Origin of the sequence: Shimia sp. (genome assembly GCF_022448905.1) — a bacterium.
Taxonomy (GTDB): Bacteria; Pseudomonadota; Alphaproteobacteria; order Rhodobacterales; family Rhodobacteraceae; genus Shimia.
This window is the reverse complement of sequence record NZ_JAKVCW010000015.1, coordinates 13,425-28,044: the sequence shown is the minus strand read 5'-3', so window position 1 is coordinate 28,044 and position 14,620 is coordinate 13,425. Positions and strand designations below refer to the sequence as shown.

16 protein-coding genes are annotated in these 14,620 nt (G+C 58.1%); 9 read left to right on the top strand and 7 right to left on the bottom strand.

What is annotated here, in order from left to right; all coding sequences use genetic code 11:
• Window positions 1-2: 2 nt before the first annotated feature.
• From MK208_RS16880 to MK208_RS16870, 3 genes are all read right to left on the bottom strand, one after another.
• Entirely contained in the window at window positions 3-287 is a 285-nt protein-coding gene (locus tag MK208_RS16880) for a hypothetical protein (protein WP_294118565.1), read from the bottom strand.
• Between the two features lie 52 nt (window positions 288-339).
• The gene (locus tag MK208_RS16875) at window positions 340-1,020 is read right to left on the bottom strand and encodes a PspA/IM30 family protein (protein WP_294118563.1); all 681 of its coding nucleotides are present in this window, start codon (window positions 1,018-1,020) and stop codon (window positions 340-342) included.
• A gap of 113 nt (window positions 1,021-1,133) precedes the next feature.
• Window positions 1,134-1,739: a TetR/AcrR family transcriptional regulator gene (locus MK208_RS16870; RefSeq protein ID WP_294118561.1), complete on the bottom strand. Its 606-nt coding sequence runs from the start codon at window positions 1,737-1,739 to the stop codon at window positions 1,134-1,136.
• Window positions 1,740-1,858: 119 nt separating this feature from the next.
• Between MK208_RS16870 and MK208_RS16865 the strand changes: the two genes are divergently transcribed.
• Entirely contained in the window at window positions 1,859-3,037 is a 1,179-nt protein-coding gene (locus MK208_RS16865) for a crosslink repair DNA glycosylase YcaQ family protein (RefSeq protein ID WP_294118559.1), read from the top strand.
• Here MK208_RS16865 and MK208_RS16860 read toward each other — a convergent pair.
• Window positions 3,034-3,408: a hypothetical protein gene (locus tag MK208_RS16860; protein ID WP_294118558.1), complete on the bottom strand. Its 375-nt coding sequence runs from the start codon at window positions 3,406-3,408 to the stop codon at window positions 3,034-3,036. The two genes, MK208_RS16865 and MK208_RS16860, sit on opposite strands and share 4 nt — an antisense overlap.
• A 73-nt stretch (window positions 3,409-3,481) precedes the next feature.
• Between MK208_RS16860 and MK208_RS16855 the strand changes: the two genes are divergently transcribed.
• Window positions 3,482-4,252 (top strand): alpha/beta fold hydrolase, encoded by a 771-nt coding sequence (locus tag MK208_RS16855; protein WP_294118557.1) that lies wholly within the window; start codon window positions 3,482-3,484, stop codon window positions 4,250-4,252.
• Here MK208_RS16855 and MK208_RS16850 read toward each other — a convergent pair.
• Together MK208_RS16850 and MK208_RS16845 are read right to left on the bottom strand one after the other, a co-directional pair.
• Window positions 4,219-4,422, bottom strand: coding sequence for a CTP synthetase (locus tag MK208_RS16850; RefSeq protein ID WP_294118556.1), 204 nt, complete (start codon window positions 4,420-4,422; stop codon window positions 4,219-4,221). The two genes, MK208_RS16855 and MK208_RS16850, sit on opposite strands and share 34 nt — an antisense overlap.
• 90 nt (window positions 4,423-4,512) lie before the next feature.
• The gene (locus MK208_RS16845; protein ID WP_294118555.1) at window positions 4,513-5,268 is read right to left on the bottom strand and encodes a YbaY family lipoprotein; all 756 of its coding nucleotides are present in this window, start codon (window positions 5,266-5,268) and stop codon (window positions 4,513-4,515) included.
• A 185-nt stretch (window positions 5,269-5,453) separates the two neighbouring features.
• On the opposite strand from MK208_RS16845, the gene MK208_RS16840 reads away from it, so the two are divergent.
• The 5 genes from MK208_RS16840 to MK208_RS16820 all read left to right on the top strand — a co-directional run bounded on the left by MK208_RS16840 (window position 5,454) and on the right by MK208_RS16820 (window position 10,962).
• Entirely contained in the window at window positions 5,454-6,140 is a 687-nt protein-coding gene (locus MK208_RS16840) for a response regulator transcription factor (RefSeq protein ID WP_294118554.1), read from the top strand.
• A gap of 54 nt (window positions 6,141-6,194) precedes the next feature.
• Window positions 6,195-7,349: an FIST N-terminal domain-containing protein gene (locus MK208_RS16835; protein WP_294118553.1), complete on the top strand. Its 1,155-nt coding sequence runs from the start codon at window positions 6,195-6,197 to the stop codon at window positions 7,347-7,349.
• 7 nt (window positions 7,350-7,356) lie between these two features.
• Complete coding sequence (locus MK208_RS16830) at window positions 7,357-9,555, top strand: PAS-domain containing protein (RefSeq protein ID WP_294118552.1); 2,199 nt, start codon at window positions 7,357-7,359, stop codon at window positions 9,553-9,555.
• A gap of 139 nt (window positions 9,556-9,694) precedes the next feature.
• Window positions 9,695-10,264 carry a DUF4202 domain-containing protein gene (locus MK208_RS16825; RefSeq protein ID WP_294118550.1) on the top strand — a complete coding sequence of 190 codons (570 nt, stop codon included), beginning with the start codon at window positions 9,695-9,697 and terminating at the stop codon, window positions 10,262-10,264.
• Window positions 10,261-10,962: a CbiX/SirB N-terminal domain-containing protein gene (locus MK208_RS16820; protein ID WP_294118549.1), complete on the top strand. Its 702-nt coding sequence runs from the start codon at window positions 10,261-10,263 to the stop codon at window positions 10,960-10,962. Before MK208_RS16825 ends, MK208_RS16820 begins: the two co-directional genes overlap by 4 nt.
• Here MK208_RS16820 and MK208_RS16815 read toward each other — a convergent pair.
• Entirely contained in the window at window positions 10,959-11,957 is a 999-nt protein-coding gene (locus tag MK208_RS16815; protein ID WP_294118547.1) for a LacI family DNA-binding transcriptional regulator, read from the bottom strand. The two genes, MK208_RS16820 and MK208_RS16815, sit on opposite strands and share 4 nt — an antisense overlap.
• 155 nt (window positions 11,958-12,112) lie before the next feature.
• Between MK208_RS16815 and gap the strand changes: the two genes are divergently transcribed.
• Together gap and zwf are read left to right on the top strand one after the other, a co-directional pair.
• Window positions 12,113-13,120, top strand: coding sequence for a type I glyceraldehyde-3-phosphate dehydrogenase (gene gap, locus MK208_RS16810; RefSeq protein ID WP_294118545.1), 1,008 nt, complete (start codon window positions 12,113-12,115; stop codon window positions 13,118-13,120).
• Window positions 13,121-13,126: 6 nt separating this feature from the next.
• Window positions 13,127-14,590 (top strand): glucose-6-phosphate dehydrogenase, encoded by a 1,464-nt coding sequence (zwf, locus tag MK208_RS16805; RefSeq protein WP_294118543.1) that lies wholly within the window; start codon window positions 13,127-13,129, stop codon window positions 14,588-14,590.
• The last annotated feature ends 30 nt before the right edge of the window (window positions 14,591-14,620 follow it).

Sequence of the window (14,620 nt, the reverse complement as noted above, 5' to 3'; positions counted from 1 at the left end):
CCTTACGCGCCGGGCTTGCCGTCCAACAGCGCCTCTTCCAGCATCTTCTCGTCACGCACTTCTTCGATGCGGCGAATGCGGTCTTCGCGCTGCTGGTTATCAAATCGGTACTTCACCACGTTGATCAGGCTAATGGTCAGAAGCACGATGCCCATGCCCCAATAGCCTTTCGTCGACAGCGGCACGTCAGTTGACAGCCAAAGGGAAATGCCAAGCAGCACATAGGCCAAGGCCACACCGGCCATGTTGAGCATCAGGATGGTGGAATTGTCATTGCGGTCAGTCATTTTGGTTTCTCCGAATTCTATGGGTCAAAAGTGCGTTGCTATCTGCGGCGATTTAATTGGATTGAGTTTTCAGGCGATCCAGCACCGAATGCGCTGTGGTTTTGTCCGACGCGCCAAACCCGGCATCCGCCATACGTCCCGCGATATCGCCATGGTTCAGGCCACTGTCGATTTCGCGCAGGATTTCGCCTTGCTCAAACGGATCATCTTCGCCCGTAACGCGGGAGATCAGCGCCTCAGCCTCTTCAAACGGGCTGTCGCCTCCCAAGTGGCGGTTCACTTTGCGCTGAATGCCTTGCTCCTTGCGCACAGCGCGCGCTGATACGGCCCCCTGCTTCAGGTCGATGATGCGGCGATGTGCGGTCTCCACACTCTGGCGCAGCTGCATAATCCGCGCTTCTAGGCGCGCTTGGGTTTGCTGGCGACCCGCCAGTTCGTTTTCCAGATCGGCAATGGCCTGCGCCGCTTGCTGCGCGAGGTCTTCCCTCTCCGCCGCAAGGGCCTCTTTTGCCCGCGCCAGCAAATCCGCAATGCGCGCTTCCAGCGTTTCAATCTGACGTTGCTCCGCCCGCTCCCGCTGGATCAACCCGGCCAAAGCCACCTTTGCCGCCTTCAGGTTTGCGCTCGCCTCTCGAATTTTTTGGTCAATCAGCTCAATGGCATAGACGTCACGCACCTGTTCTTCGGCCCGGGCGTTTGCCCCTACAATCAATGTTTTCAAAGTTCCGAACATCTGTCGCTCCTTTTTTGAACATCGTTCACAAATAAGGTGATAGAATTTTCCCGAACATCGTTCAAGACAAAAATTGAACGATGTTCATTTTTCTTTGAAGCACCTGTTTTTGCTTATTTTTCCATGACCACTTCCGGGCCAATCCGGGACAAAACCTGCGCAATCATGGTCCGAATGTGCTCCGGCGGCACGCCAGAGATGCGATTCTCCAGCCCCAAAAGCACGATTCCATGCACGGCCGAGAACATCGCACGAGTCATCAACCCCAGTTCCTCTTCGCCCATTTCCGAATAAAGCTCCGACAGGGGCGCGCGAATATTGGCAAACAGCGCTCCCAGTGAGGACAGATACCATTCCGGCACCGCCCCATCCTCTGTCATCTCCACATCGAACAACGCCCGCCACAGCTTTGGATGCGCGGCGGCAAACTCAAGGTAGGCGTTGGACATCAGGATCAACCTCTGGCGCGGGCTTTCACTGCCATCATAAGAGGCAGACACCGCCGCGCCGAGCTTCTTGAACGTGCGCCCGTTCACTTCGAGCACAAGGTCATGCAGGTCATCAAACACGTTGTATATGGCTCCAACCGCGCAGCCTGCCCCTTTGGCCAGTTCCCGCGCTTTCAGGGACGACAGTCCACCCGCTGCAATCTGCTCTTCCGCTAATTCGATCAGCTTTATGCGCAACGCCGCGCGCCGCTCTGCCACTTTGCCAGCCATAGTGCCCCACATATTGAACCACGTTCAGGCATACGCGCCCGCAAAACAAATGCCAAGTCCGCTGACCAACCCGCAAAAATGTTCTTTCTTTGTTCGAACTCTTCCCCTAGCGTGCGGCCATGAGTTTACGTATTTCAAACCGCGACGCCCGCCACCTCTGGCTCTCTTTACAAGGTCTGTCCGACACCCCCACTGGCCCCGCCGACCCGCGCGCCATCATTGGCAAACTGGGCTTTGTGCAACTGGACAGCATCCAAGTCCTCTCCCGCGCGCATCACCACATCCTTTGGTCTCGCAACCAGAATTATCGCGAACCGATGCTCAACAAACTGCTGGCCGAAGACCGCACGGTGTTTGAGCATTTCACCCATGACGCCAGCGTCCTGCCCATCGAGACCTACCCCTATTGGCGCGCGCAGTTTAAGCGCCGCAAATCTCACATGGACCAAAAGGGCTGGTTCAAAACCGCGCTCACCAAAGTCAACACAGCCGACATCAAGTCCCGCATCGCGGACGAAGGCGCGCTGTCGACCGAGGCTTTTGACACCAAGATTGAAGGCCCCAAAGAAATGTGGTCCCGCCCACCGCACAAACAGGCGCTAGATTACCTGTGGTACGCAGGCGAACTGGCCACCTGCTATCGCCACAACTTCAAAAAATTCTACAACCTGCCGGAACGCGTCATCCCGGATGCGCTGCGGCACACAGAGATTGACCAAGCCGAGCAAATCAACTGGCTTTGCACTCAGGCACTCGCCCGCCTTGGCTTTGCCACCTCTGGCGACATCAAACGCTTTTGGGAAGCCGCCGAAACCGCAGATGTGAAAGACTGGATGAGCAAAACCGATCTCATCGATGTCGAAGTGCAAACCGCCAACCGGCAGTGGTTGCCGATGCAAGCCCCCGCCGACATCGCTCAGCGCTTGGAACAAATCACCGCACCCACCTCTCGCCTACGCATCCTCAATCCGTTTGACCCGGTGATCCGCGACCGTGACCGTCTTTTCCGCCTGTTTGGTTTTGACTACCGCATCGAAATCTTCGTTCCCGTAGCCAAACGACAATGGGGCTATTACGTTTATCCGCTTTTGGAGGGGGACCGCTTTGTCGGGCGCTTAGAGGCCAAGGCCAACCGCAAAAAGGGCGAAATCACCATCACACAGCTTTGGTCTGAAACCGGCGTGCACTGGACCGAAGCACGCGCCGCCAAACTGGACGCAGAACTCACCCGCATGGGCCGCTTCATAGGCACGCCAGACATTATGTGGGAGTGCGACCGCGCGCCAAAAACCGCTTAGACTAGCCCTTGCCAGCGCAACACAAGGATCACCAAAACCACAACCACCAACAGGTTGAACACCAACGCCGCTGCCAGATTGAGCAAAGCGCCTTTACGCCGATCCGCCACGTCGATGGTCTCCAAATGCGCGACAATCTCGTCAAACGCTTTGGCCACGGCCGCGCCATCCACCTGCATCATCAGCTTCGGATGCCCGCCGAGCCTTTGCGCCTCTACAAGCACATCCGCCTGCCGATGCAGCCGTGCCGGCACCCTGCGCCCAATTTTCTTCATCGCCCGGCTCAAGGTCTTGGCCCGCACGCCAAATTTCTCCTTGGCCAGTTCCAAAAGCCGCGCCTCTTTGGCCTGAATGTCCTGCGTCGTCATCATGCGCGCACCCTAGACCGCGCACGCAGAACACTCAACTCTGGAACCCGCCCGCACAGCGCGCTATCACACCGCCATGTTGAACGTGATCGAACATGGCACTGCCACCGCTGAACCGGACCTTCTGATTGTGCACGGGCTGTTTGGCTCCGGCCGCAACTGGGGCGCCATTGCCAAAAAGCTCTCCGCCACCCGCCGCATTCTCTGCGTCGATCAGCGCAACCACGGCCTCAGCCCGTGGTATGACAGCCATTCCTATCAGGACATGGCCGCCGATCTGGCCGAGGTCATCACGGCTCAGGGCAAGCCGCTGGATGTGCTTGGCCATTCCATGGGCGGCAAAGCCGCCATGGTGCTGGCCCTCACGCGTCCCGAACTGGTCAACCGCCTGATCGTGGCGGACATCGCGCCCGTGACCTACACCCATGACCAGAATCAGAACATCGAAGCCATGCGCGCCGTCGACCTCTCCAAGGTAACCAAACGCTCTGACGCCATGGCGCAACTTGCCGAACATCTGGACGACACCACGCTGCAAACCTTCTTCACCCAGTCGCTGGATGTGAAAGAACAACGCTGGCGCCTCAACCTGGATGTGCTGGACCGCGAGATGCCAAAAATTCTGGACTTCCCCGAGGTCGGCACCGCTTACGGCGGCCACACACTGTTCCTGTCCGGCGCCACGTCAGACTACGTCACGCACGCCTACCGCCCTACAATCCGGGAAAAATTCCCAAAGGCCCGCTTTGCCAAAATCACCGGCGCGGGCCATTGGTTGCACGCGGAGAAACCGCGCGAGTTTGTTGCCTCGGTTCAGGCCTGGTTGGATTTGGACGGGCGCGCATAAAGCGCCTGCGCCACTTTCCAGCTGGCTGGAAAGGCAATCACAAAGCCGATCAGCGCATAGGCAAACAGCATCAAACCGCTGTTCACACCGGTCACCAGCGCGGCGATCACGCCCACACCGGCCAAAGTGGACCCAATAAAGATATGCAGAATCATTGCCAGTCGCAGCATCGGCTGTCTCCTTCACGTTGCTGACCGCAGATGTGACGCAAAACACCCACTCCAGCTTTGATTTGGATCAGCCGACGCCAAATCCCCCGACTATTGCGCCAGCAGCGTCATCACCACTGTGCCCTCTGCATCAAGCAGCACAGTGTGCCCAGCGCGCACGCCAAACCCAGTCACGTTTGACAGCGTCTTGAAGAAGTCTTTTTCCTGCTGATCCAACTCACCGGGACAGGCCATCCGCGTTGTCGCCAACGGCCCAAACGCCAACTGACCATCTTTCTCGGTGTAGCTGCCCGAGAACCGGTTGCAGCCGCTCGTGCCACTGACCTTGCCGTCTGCGCCAAACCGGATTTGCGGCACCTGGGACGTGCCCACGGTTTTGTCGTTCATCTGCACCACCAGCCATTCATTGCCCGCGAGCGCGCTCTCAGCAGGTTTCACCATACGCTCCACCACCACATCCACTGTTTCAGGGGCATCATTGGTCAATGCCGGAAAACTCTGCGTACTGCGCCACAGCACATCCTCCCCTACACGGATCACCGCCCGCACCGAATACCGCCCACGCTCTTCAACCATGGCGTCATCATAGCTCAGGCGGAAATTTACCGGCACCTGCCCCTCCGGCCGCAAGGTCTGAGTGGCGAGGACTGTCGACTTCACGTCCATCTTGCTCACGTCTTCCAACGTGACCTCCACAAGCGCCTCCGGTGGCAGGGCAATCTTTTCGCGATACATCACCGATCCATGTAGATCCTGTATCTCTGCCATCACGCTCCCCGCGCCCAGAGCCAGCACCGCCGCAAGGCTCATGCGCATGCCAGCAGTTCTTAATGTTGAACGGTTCATTCTATCGCTCCCGACTTGATTGCGGTCATCATACCCTACCACCTAGGCGCGAGAATACCGCATCCCAAGGGGGAAAGTTTCCCTCGGCAAAGCCTTGCCCACGCGCGCGGCTCCTCCTAGGAAATCGCGCAGGATACGACCTTTGACCCCCTTGGCGTGGCACCACGCTCTGCTAGGCTACCCCCATGCCAAATGATGTTGCTTCGCCAGTTCTCAAACGCTTCTCCAACGCTCTTGTGGTGGACGATCACCCCTTGTTTTGCGACGCGTTGGTTATGACGCTCCAGGCCATCGCGCCGATCACAGACGTGGCAACCGCACCCTGCCTGACCGACGCTCTGACGCGCTTGGAAAACACCCCACACCCAGATCTGGTTGTGCTGGATCTGAACCTGCCGGACGTGGACGGGTTTGACGGCCTTCTGCGCCTGCGCAAAGCAACCAATGCCAAAATTCTTGTGGTCTCTTCGATGGCGGACACCCGCATCATCAATGCAGCGCTCAACGCCGGCGCGGCCGGATTTGTTCCCAAACACAGCCAACGCGACATGTTCCGCCGCGCTCTGGAAGCCTTGGCCGAGGACCGCAGCTTCCTGCCCGAGGGCCACATGCCCACCCGCGACGAGGACGACACCACTCGGGATGCCGTGGCGCGCCTGGCTAGTTTGACAACACAACAAGCCCGCATTCTTGACTTGATTTGTGAAGGCAAACTCAACAAGCAGATCGCTTTTGAACTCTCCATCGCGGAGACCACTGTGAAGGCCCATGTCACGGCGATCATGCGCAAATTGGGCGTTCATTCGCGCACGCAAGCAGTCCTGATCGCCAAAGGGGCCAACTTCGAGGAACACTTGCGCAGCAGCGGCTAGGCAGCCTAATCTTCCACAAGCGGCTTTGAGGTGGGCTGCGGGAGGATTGCCAGCATGGATGCCAGCGCGCCCCTGACAGGGGCAAACATCGTGCGCACAGGGTTTGCGCCCTGTGACGCACCAGACGCAGCCGACCAACTTGTCGCTGCATTGGGGCCAGACCCCTTTGCCTTGGTCATTCTATTTGTATCCCCCCGCACCAATCTGGACACCTTTTTTGCCGGCATTAAAGGGCGATTTGGTGCCGCCGAGGTTGTGGGCTGCACCACGGCTGGCGAACTCACGGCAACGGGCTACACCGAAGGCGAGATTGTCGCTGTCGGCCTACCGGCCTCCCATTTTGCCGCCCGCACGCTCTTCATCGAGGATCTCACCCGCATCCAAGCCGAGGCGCGGATCACCGATATGATCCACAACCGCAAAGCCCTTGCCGCAAGCCATCCAACTTGGACGTCAGAATTCGCTTTTCTAATGGTGGATGGCCTTTCTACCCGCGAAGATGCCTTGGCTGCCGATCTCTCTATGGGTCTTGGCCCGGTGCCGCTGTTTGGCGGCTCCGCAGGGGACGGCGAAGATTTTGGCCAGACGCATATCTTGTACAAAGGCGCGTTTCACAGCAACGCGGCGGTTGTGGTGCAGCTTCGCTCCAGCTGTCCTGTGCATGTGTTCAAAACAGACAATCTCCTACCAACTGAAAAACGTATGGTGGTGACCGGTGCCGACCCGACCACGCGGCGTGTCTATGAAATAAACGCCGAACCGGCGGCTCGAGAGTACGCCCGCATTCTTGGCAAAGACCCGGAGCAGCTGTCCACCTTCACCTTTGCGGCCCATCCAGTGGTGGTGCGCATCGGCGAACAAACCCACGTGCGCGCCATTCAGCGCGTGGCCCAAAACGGTGACCTGCAATTTTTCTCCGCAATTGACGAAGGTGTGGTGCTCACTTTGGCGGAACCAGAAGACATGGTGGCCCATCTGGACCGCGAACTCAGCGCCTTAGCCAAAGACCAGACACCCGCCATGATTTTGGGCTGCGATTGCGTCCTGCGCCGGGTTGAGGCCACCCAAAAACAGATTACGGGTGACATCTCCCGCGTCCTCGCCAAACATAACGTGGTGGGCTTCTCCACCTACGGCGAACAGGTCAATTCGATGCATGTCAATCAAACCTTCACCGGCGTCGCCATCTACCCTCCGGAAGCGGACTGACACCACAATGACAGACGTCACATTGATCGACCCAAAGGACTCTCTGGTACGGCAAAACCAGAAGCTCCTGAAAATCGTCGACACCTTGATGCGCCGAGCCGAGGCCAGCCCCGACACCACCGGCGTGGCTTATGCCCAATTCGAACGTGCCGTGATGCTCGAAGAAGAGGTGGCCGCCCGCACCCGCGAGCTGGAGCACGCGCTCGATCTGCTCAACACCTCCAACGCCTCCCTTGCCCAAGCCAACGCCGAAGCCGAAGCCGCCCGCGCCAATCTCGCCAACGCGATCGAGACCGTGCAGGAAGGCTTTGCTCTGTTTGATGCCGACGAAAAGCTGGTGCTCTGCAACACCCGCTTTGGCAAACACATGCGCGACATCCACCCCCTGTTCAAACCCGGCCTGCCGTTTGCCAATTATGTCGACATCGTCTCGCAAAGCGCCTTCCTAGAGCTACCGGACGGGATGACGGCCAACCAATGGGCCGACCAACGCCTGCTGCGTCACCGCGAGCAGCATGTGGTCTTCAACGCCCGCCTGGCTGGCGACACATGGATCCAAGTATCCGAGCACCGCACCCGCGATGGCGGCACCGTCGTGCTGCAAACCGATGTCACCGACATGATGCTGATCGAGCGGCAAGAGCGTGAGCGCCTGCTCGACGATCAATCCCGGCTCATCAAGGCCACCCTGGAGCACCTCGATCAAGGTGTTGGTATCTTTGACCGGGAGGCCAGGCTCGTCGGCTGGAACCGTCGCATGGGAGAACTGCTCTCCATCCCCTTGCGCCGCTTCCATCTCGGTCTGCCGTTTGACACCATCTTTGATCAACTCTCCCGCAAGCTCGCCTTCCTGCATGCGGCGGATGCGGAGGCGCTGGCCAATTGGGCCGCCCATGAGGGCCGCCGCGCCCCCTTGTCCTTTGAAGTCGAACTGGGCGCAGACCGCATCCTCGCCGTGTTTGCCCAACATATGCCCGACGGCGGCTTTGTGATTTCCTTCACCGACATCACGACCGAGCGCCGCGCCCTGCGCACCATCTCTCAGGTCAACGAAACCCTGGAGCGCCACGTGCAGGAACGTACTCTGGAACTCCAGGATGCCTTGGCCGAAGCCGAACGCGCCAACGCCTCCAAATCCCGCTTTGTGGCTGCGGCCAGCCACGACCTGCTGCAACCGCTGTCCGCCGCCAAGCTTTATATGGCCTCTCTGGAAACCGATCTTGAAGCCCCGGATCAGCGCGAGCGCCTATCCAAGGCCTCCTCCGCCTTGCAAAGCGTCGAACATATCCTTGGCGCGCTGCTCGACATTTCACGGCTCGACAGCGGCCGCGCTGCCGTACACGACACACAGATCCCGCTGGGCGCTCTGCTGGGCCAGCTCCACGACGAGTTTGCGCCCATAGCCCGGGAAAAGGGCCTCCGTTTCGACCTGCGCAGCCATGACGTCACCGTCCACTCCGATGCCACTTACCTCCGCCGGATTTTGCAAAACCTCATCGCCAACGCGCTGCGCTACACCGATGACGGCCGCGTGCTGGTGGCTGCCCGCCGTCGCGGTGAAACTATGGTGGTGGAAATCTGGGATACGGGTCCGGGCATCCCAGTGGAGCAACAAGCCAAAGTCTTTGACGAGTTCCATCGCGTGAATGCCGCCGCCAGCCCCGCCGAAGGCCTTGGGCTTGGTCTTGCTATTGTAGAGCGCGCCTGCCGTCTCCTGGCCCACCCTATGCAAATGCAGTCCGAGCCCGGACGAGGCACGCGCTTTTGCATCACCCTGCCGTTGCACACAGACCAAACTGCCCCCACTGACAGTCCCCTTCCCCAACCACAGCCAACCGCGCCGCTCGCCCATCGCATCGTGCTTTTGGTCGAAAACGACACCGAGCTACGCAACGCCATTTCCATGACCTTGGAAAACTGGGGCGCGGATGTGCTCGCCTGCGGCAGCGACATCGAGGCCCTCGACCTGCTGCGTGAAATCGACATCGCACCGGACATGGTGTTGGCGGATTACCAACTCGACAACGGCGCCACCGGTACCGATCTGATCGCCCAGCTGCGCAAAACCTACGGCCCCCTGCCCGCCTGTGTCATCAGCGCCAACCGCGACCCTGACTTGAAACTGCAATGTCAGGCGCTCAAGGCGCCTCTTTTGCACAAACCGCTGAATCTGGACCAGCTGCGCACCTTTCTTACCGGCACATAACCATTGCAGAACACCCTCAAAAACGCACCTCCGCGAAACAGTCGCGATACAGACGCAATACCGACGTGAATTTTTGGCCCTTTTCGTGACCCGCCACAGGACCTAAAACCAACCTATCAAAGCAGCCCGGAGCCAGCCCATGACCCGCCTTCAAACCGCCTTGGAAGCCATCGACACCGCCAACGCCAAAGACCCGAAGCTTGATGACGGACAGCCCGAAGCGCTGCTCTATGGCCAACGTATGACCGAAGAGTGCAACCGGCTTTTTCCCAATGCTTCCGAGGCGTTACAAATCGCATCGCGAGGTCAACACATCGAACGCTGGGTGCTCAAACGCGCAGACTATCCAGAAGGTCGCGCCGGTTATTTGAAGTGGCGTCGCGACCTTGGCGTGCACCACGCCAACCGCGTGGGCGAGATCATGGCCGAGGCCGGATATGACGAAGAAGACGTAACTGCGGCGGGCGCAATGCTGCGCAAGGAGGGCATCAAGCGCAACGATCAGGTCCAAGCGCTTGAAGACATTATCTGTTTTGTATTCATCAAATGGTACTTTGCGCCTTTTGCCGCCAAACACAGCCCTGAAAAAGTCCTCGATATTGTGGTCAAAACCGCCCGCAAAATGTCCGAAGACGCCCGCGCCCGCGCTTTGGCTGAATTTGACCTGCCAGAAGATCTCGCCGCCGCATTCCAAGCGCCCGCTGCATGACTAAGGAATCCCGCGAAGCCTTGATTGTCGCGCACGGGCAACCCTCAGCCCCCGTGCCGCCAGAGCTCTGGCTGCAAGGCTTTGCCAAAGCCGTCAACAACCACCTGCCCACTTGGACGATCCGCGCGGCAACCCTCGCCATGCCGGGCGCAGTTGAGCGGCAAGTAGCTGAAATGCAATCAGGTTCTCCAGTGTTTCCTATGTTCATGGCGGACGGCTTCTTTGTCTCCCGCATGTTGCCCAAGCGCTTAGGCGACGCGGATTTGCCGATCCTTCCGCCGCTGGGGTTTGACGTATTTTTGCCAGACCTGGTCGTAGACCGCGTGAAGCAAACGCTCGCGGACCTTGACTGGAACGAGGCGCAAAGTCACCTACTGCTTGCCGCACACGGCTCCGCAAAAGGACCCAAAGCCGCCGAATCGGCCCGCGCTTTCCAAAACGCACTTTCAAAGCGGTTTGACACACTACAGATTTCGGTTGGATTTGTGGAAGAGGCACCTTTTATCGCAGATGCCGGAAAGGCCCTGCCGCCTCAAAGCCTGTGCTTGCCTTTCTTCGCTTTGGAAGGCGATCACTGCCGGCAAGACATTCCGGAAGCTCTTGAAGAAGCGGGTTTTTCCGGTCCTACCCTGCCGCCCTTAGGCACCTGGCGCGAAACCGCGAAACTGGTCGCTGACGCTCTACCACACGGCCGTTAAAGTGACTGCCCTGTGGTAACCACCGGCTCCAGTTTCATCACCTGCGACGGGCTGTCAGGAGCTTGCGATGCCAGGATGATTTCGGCTGCTTTCTGACCAATTTCAAATCGATGCGCGTCTGTTGTCGCCAAAGGCTTTGGCAAACCTTTGAGCAAATTCAAATTGTTAAAGCCCGCAATCGCCAAATCTTCTGGAACTGAAAGCCCTTTGGAAAGACAATACATATAGGCCCCGATCGAGAGCACATCACTGGAAAAATAGATGCACTCAAGCTCCGGCGAGCGCTGCGTTAACATCTCCGTCAATTTGTTGCCGGTCTCTATCGAAGACACGCCAGAATAGAGCTCCTGATCAAACAGAGACAGACCCGCTTCCTTCAGCTCCAGTTCGAACCCCTGAAGCCGCTTCTCCGCTCGAAAATCCTGCGGCATTTTGGTGCCGATGAAACCGATTTTGCCGTAGCCTGCCTTCAGGATTGTGCGCGCCATTTTCCGGCCCGCCTCTAGGTGCGAAATGCCCACACAGTGTTTGATCGGCTCGCCGTCCACATCCATGACTTCCACAACAGGACAGTCGGCATTGGCCAACATCTTGCGCGCTGCGTCATTGTGCTCGAGCCCGGCAATGACAACCCCGGTGGGGCGCCAGCTCAGCATCTCGCGTATAACCTCTTCTTCTTCCTGCAAATCATAGCCGGTGACGCCAATCACCGGTTTTAGTGCCGTCGCCTTGAGCGTAGAGCTGATCCCGGACAGCACCTCAGGAAAAACCGAGGAATTCAGGCTCGGGACGACCACACCAACAAGATTCACTTTCTTTGAGGCCAGCGCCCCGGCGATACGATTCGGCACATACCCGACGTCGCGAGCGATCTGCTCAACCCTCTGGCGCGTGGTTTCAGACACGTCCTGTGCGCCCCGCATAGCGCGCGAGGCCGTCATTTCACTCACACCCGCCAGTTTGGCGATGTCCTTGAGAAGTAGCTTTTTTCCCATGGCCGGATCGTCGGACACAACCAAGGCCAAAGCAACCCCGAAAGCGCTTTTGCGGGAAGTTAATTACTGCCCTTGATTCTTGTTGCATTTCACCGTATCGATAGCGCTAACGGTGGCGCTACCGAAAGCGCTGATTTGCATGTTTGGAGAATGACATGAGCATCAAAATTGCCATCAACGGGTTTGGCCGCATTGGCCGCGGCGTCCTGCGCGCTCTCATCGAAAGCAACGCCAAAGACATTCAAGTCGTTGCAATCAATGACCTTTCCCCTAATGATCACTTGGTACATCTGCTCAAATACGACAGCGTTCACGGCCGCCTGAACGCCGACGTCAGCCTTGAAGGCGACGTGATGAAAGTTGCCGACCAAGAGATCCGTCTAACCGCCATTCGCGACCCGCAGGACCTGCCTTGGTCTGATGTTGACGTAGCCTATGAATGCACCGGCATTTTCACCGCCAAAGACAAAGCGGAGCTGCTGCTGAAGTCTGGAGCCAAGCGCGTATTGGTTTCTGCACCTGGCGCAAATGCTGACAAGACCATTGTTTTTGGGGTCAACGACGACACGCTGACTGCGGATGACATCATCGTGTCCAACGCCTCCTGCACCACCAACTGTCTGGCGCCTGTGGCCAAAGTCTTGGATGACACGTTTGGCATCAAAACCGGCTACATGACCACGATCCATGCCTACACCGGCGATCAGCCAACCCATGATACCAACCACAAAGATCTCTACCGCGCCCGCGCCGCTGCCCTGTCGATGATCCCGACGTCCACTGGCGCAGCTCGCGCAATCTCTCTGGTTCTTCCGCATCTTAAGGGCAAGTTGGAAGGGTCCGCGATCCGCGTACCAACAGCCAATGTGTCCATGGTGGATTTGGTGATCAACACCACCAAACCAGCCACTATTGACGCCATCAACGATGCGCTGAAAGCTGCCGCGGAAGGCCCGCTCAAAGGTGTGCTTGGCTATGAGGAAGCGCCTCTGGTATCTGCAGACTTCAACCACGACCCGCACTCTTCCGTGTTTGCACCGGCGCAAACCAGCGTGACGGAAGATGGTCTTGTACGTGTGGTAAGCTGGTATGACAACGAGTGGGGCTTCTCCAATCGTATGCTCGACACCGGCCGCCGCATGGGCGCTCTTCTGAAAGGCTAAACTGTTATGGTTGCACGCGTAATTCCGGTCGAACCTTTTGACCTCGTGATCTTTGGCGCAACGGGCGATCTGGCCCGACGCAAAATTCTCCCGGGGCTGTTTCACCGGTTTCGCGCGGGCCAAATGCCAGCTGAAGCCAAAATCATCGGTTCGGCGCGCTCTGACATGGACAGCGCAGAATTCCGCGACCTTATCAAGGCAGCGCTCATCGAATTTATCGACGAGGCCATGCGCCCTGACGATCTCGTCACAGATTTTCTCGATCACTTGAGCTACGTCCATATCGACGCCATGGGCGAAACCGGTTGGAGCGAACTCAAGAAAGCACTGCGTCCAGAGACCACGCGCACGTTCTACCTGTCTGTGTCTCCGTCTCTTTTTGGCGCCATTGCCGAGCGGCTGAGCCTCAACGGCATCGCCACGGACGACAGCCGGATTGTGGTCGAAAAGCCTTTTGGACACGATCTTGAAAGTGCAAAGGCTCTGAACAAAGACTTGCTGAAGCATTTTGACGAACAGCAAATCTATCGCATCGACCACTATCTCGGCAAAGAAACGGTGCAGAACCTTATGGCGCTGCGCTTTGCCAACTCACTTTTTGAACCGCTGTGGAATTCCACTCACATTGACCACGTCCAGATCACAGTTGCCGAAAGCATTGGTGTGGCTGGCCGTGGCGGGTACTATGATCAATCCGGCGCGATGCGCGACATGGTGCAAAACCACCTGATGCAGCTTTTGTGTCTGATTGCCATGGAGCCACCAAGCAAGTTTACGCCAAATTCGGTGCGAGACGAAAAAGTCAAAGTGATTGAGGCCCTTGAACCCGTCGCAACGGGTGACATTGTACGCGGCCAATATCGCGCCGGCCGGGACAATCAGAGCTATTTTGACGACGTAGGAAACACCGACAGCCGAACAGAAAGCTATATCGCCATGAAGCTATCCGTTGGCAACTGGCGGTGGGCTGGGACGCCGTTTTATTTGCGCACCGGCAAGCAACTGCGCGATCGGGCGTCCGAAATCGCTGTGGTATTCAAAGATCCGCCGCACAACATTTTTCCCAACAAGATGGAAGGCCGTAAAGGCAATGCCCTGATCATTCGCTTGCAACCGGATGAAGGCATAACCCTGCGCACCACCATCAAAGAGCCCGGTCCCGGAGGCATGCGCCTCACAGAGGTGGCAATGGACATGTCATTTGCCGACGCACTTGGCGAAAACTTGATGTCTCAGGACGCCTATGAGCGCCTGATCATGGATGTGATCCGCGGCGACCAGACGCTCTTTATGCGCGGCGATGAAGTCGAAGCCGCTTGGGCTTGGGCAGACCCTCTTATCGCCGCGTGGGAAGAGGCCAACCAACGCCCCGTCCCCTACGATCCGGGCAGTTCCGGCCCCGAAGAAGCGCTCATGCTCATGCACCAAGGTGGACGCCGCTGGCGGCCCATCGGCGACCAAGCATTCTAAAAATACGCCCCAAATAGGAAGGATGGTTCC

Excerpts from the sequence above, each read along its gene's own strand:
- MK208_RS16855 (WP_294118557.1), top strand. The coding sequence starts at position 3,482 with ATGTTGAACGTGATCGAACATGGCACTGCCACCGCTGAACCGGACCTT.
- MK208_RS16870 (WP_294118561.1), bottom strand. The coding sequence starts at position 1,739 with ATGGCTGGCAAAGTGGCAGAGCGGCGCGCGGCGTTGCGCATAAAGCTG.
- gap (WP_294118545.1), top strand. The coding sequence starts at position 12,113 with ATGAGCATCAAAATTGCCATCAACGGGTTTGGCCGCATTGGCCGCGGC.
- MK208_RS16820 (WP_294118549.1), top strand. The coding sequence starts at position 10,261 with ATGACTAAGGAATCCCGCGAAGCCTTGATTGTCGCGCACGGGCAACCC.
- MK208_RS16880 (WP_294118565.1), bottom strand. The coding sequence starts at position 287 with ATGACTGACCGCAATGACAATTCCACCATCCTGATGCTCAACATGGCC.
- MK208_RS16845 (WP_294118555.1), bottom strand. The coding sequence starts at position 5,268 with ATGAACCGTTCAACATTAAGAACTGCTGGCATGCGCATGAGCCTTGCG.
- zwf (WP_294118543.1), top strand. The coding sequence starts at position 13,127 with ATGGTTGCACGCGTAATTCCGGTCGAACCTTTTGACCTCGTGATCTTT.
- MK208_RS16840 (WP_294118554.1), top strand. The coding sequence starts at position 5,454 with ATGCCAAATGATGTTGCTTCGCCAGTTCTCAAACGCTTCTCCAACGCT.
- MK208_RS16835 (WP_294118553.1), top strand. The coding sequence starts at position 6,195 with ATGGATGCCAGCGCGCCCCTGACAGGGGCAAACATCGTGCGCACAGGG.
- MK208_RS16825 (WP_294118550.1), top strand. The coding sequence starts at position 9,695 with ATGACCCGCCTTCAAACCGCCTTGGAAGCCATCGACACCGCCAACGCC.
- MK208_RS16865 (WP_294118559.1), top strand. The coding sequence starts at position 1,859 with ATGAGTTTACGTATTTCAAACCGCGACGCCCGCCACCTCTGGCTCTCT.
- MK208_RS16850 (WP_294118556.1), bottom strand. The coding sequence starts at position 4,422 with ATGCTGCGACTGGCAATGATTCTGCATATCTTTATTGGGTCCACTTTG.
- MK208_RS16875 (WP_294118563.1), bottom strand. The coding sequence starts at position 1,020 with ATGTTCGGAACTTTGAAAACATTGATTGTAGGGGCAAACGCCCGGGCC.
- MK208_RS16830 (WP_294118552.1), top strand. The coding sequence starts at position 7,357 with ATGACAGACGTCACATTGATCGACCCAAAGGACTCTCTGGTACGGCAA.
- MK208_RS16860 (WP_294118558.1), bottom strand. The coding sequence starts at position 3,408 with ATGATGACGACGCAGGACATTCAGGCCAAAGAGGCGCGGCTTTTGGAA.
- MK208_RS16815 (WP_294118547.1), bottom strand. The coding sequence starts at position 11,957 with ATGGGAAAAAAGCTACTTCTCAAGGACATCGCCAAACTGGCGGGTGTG.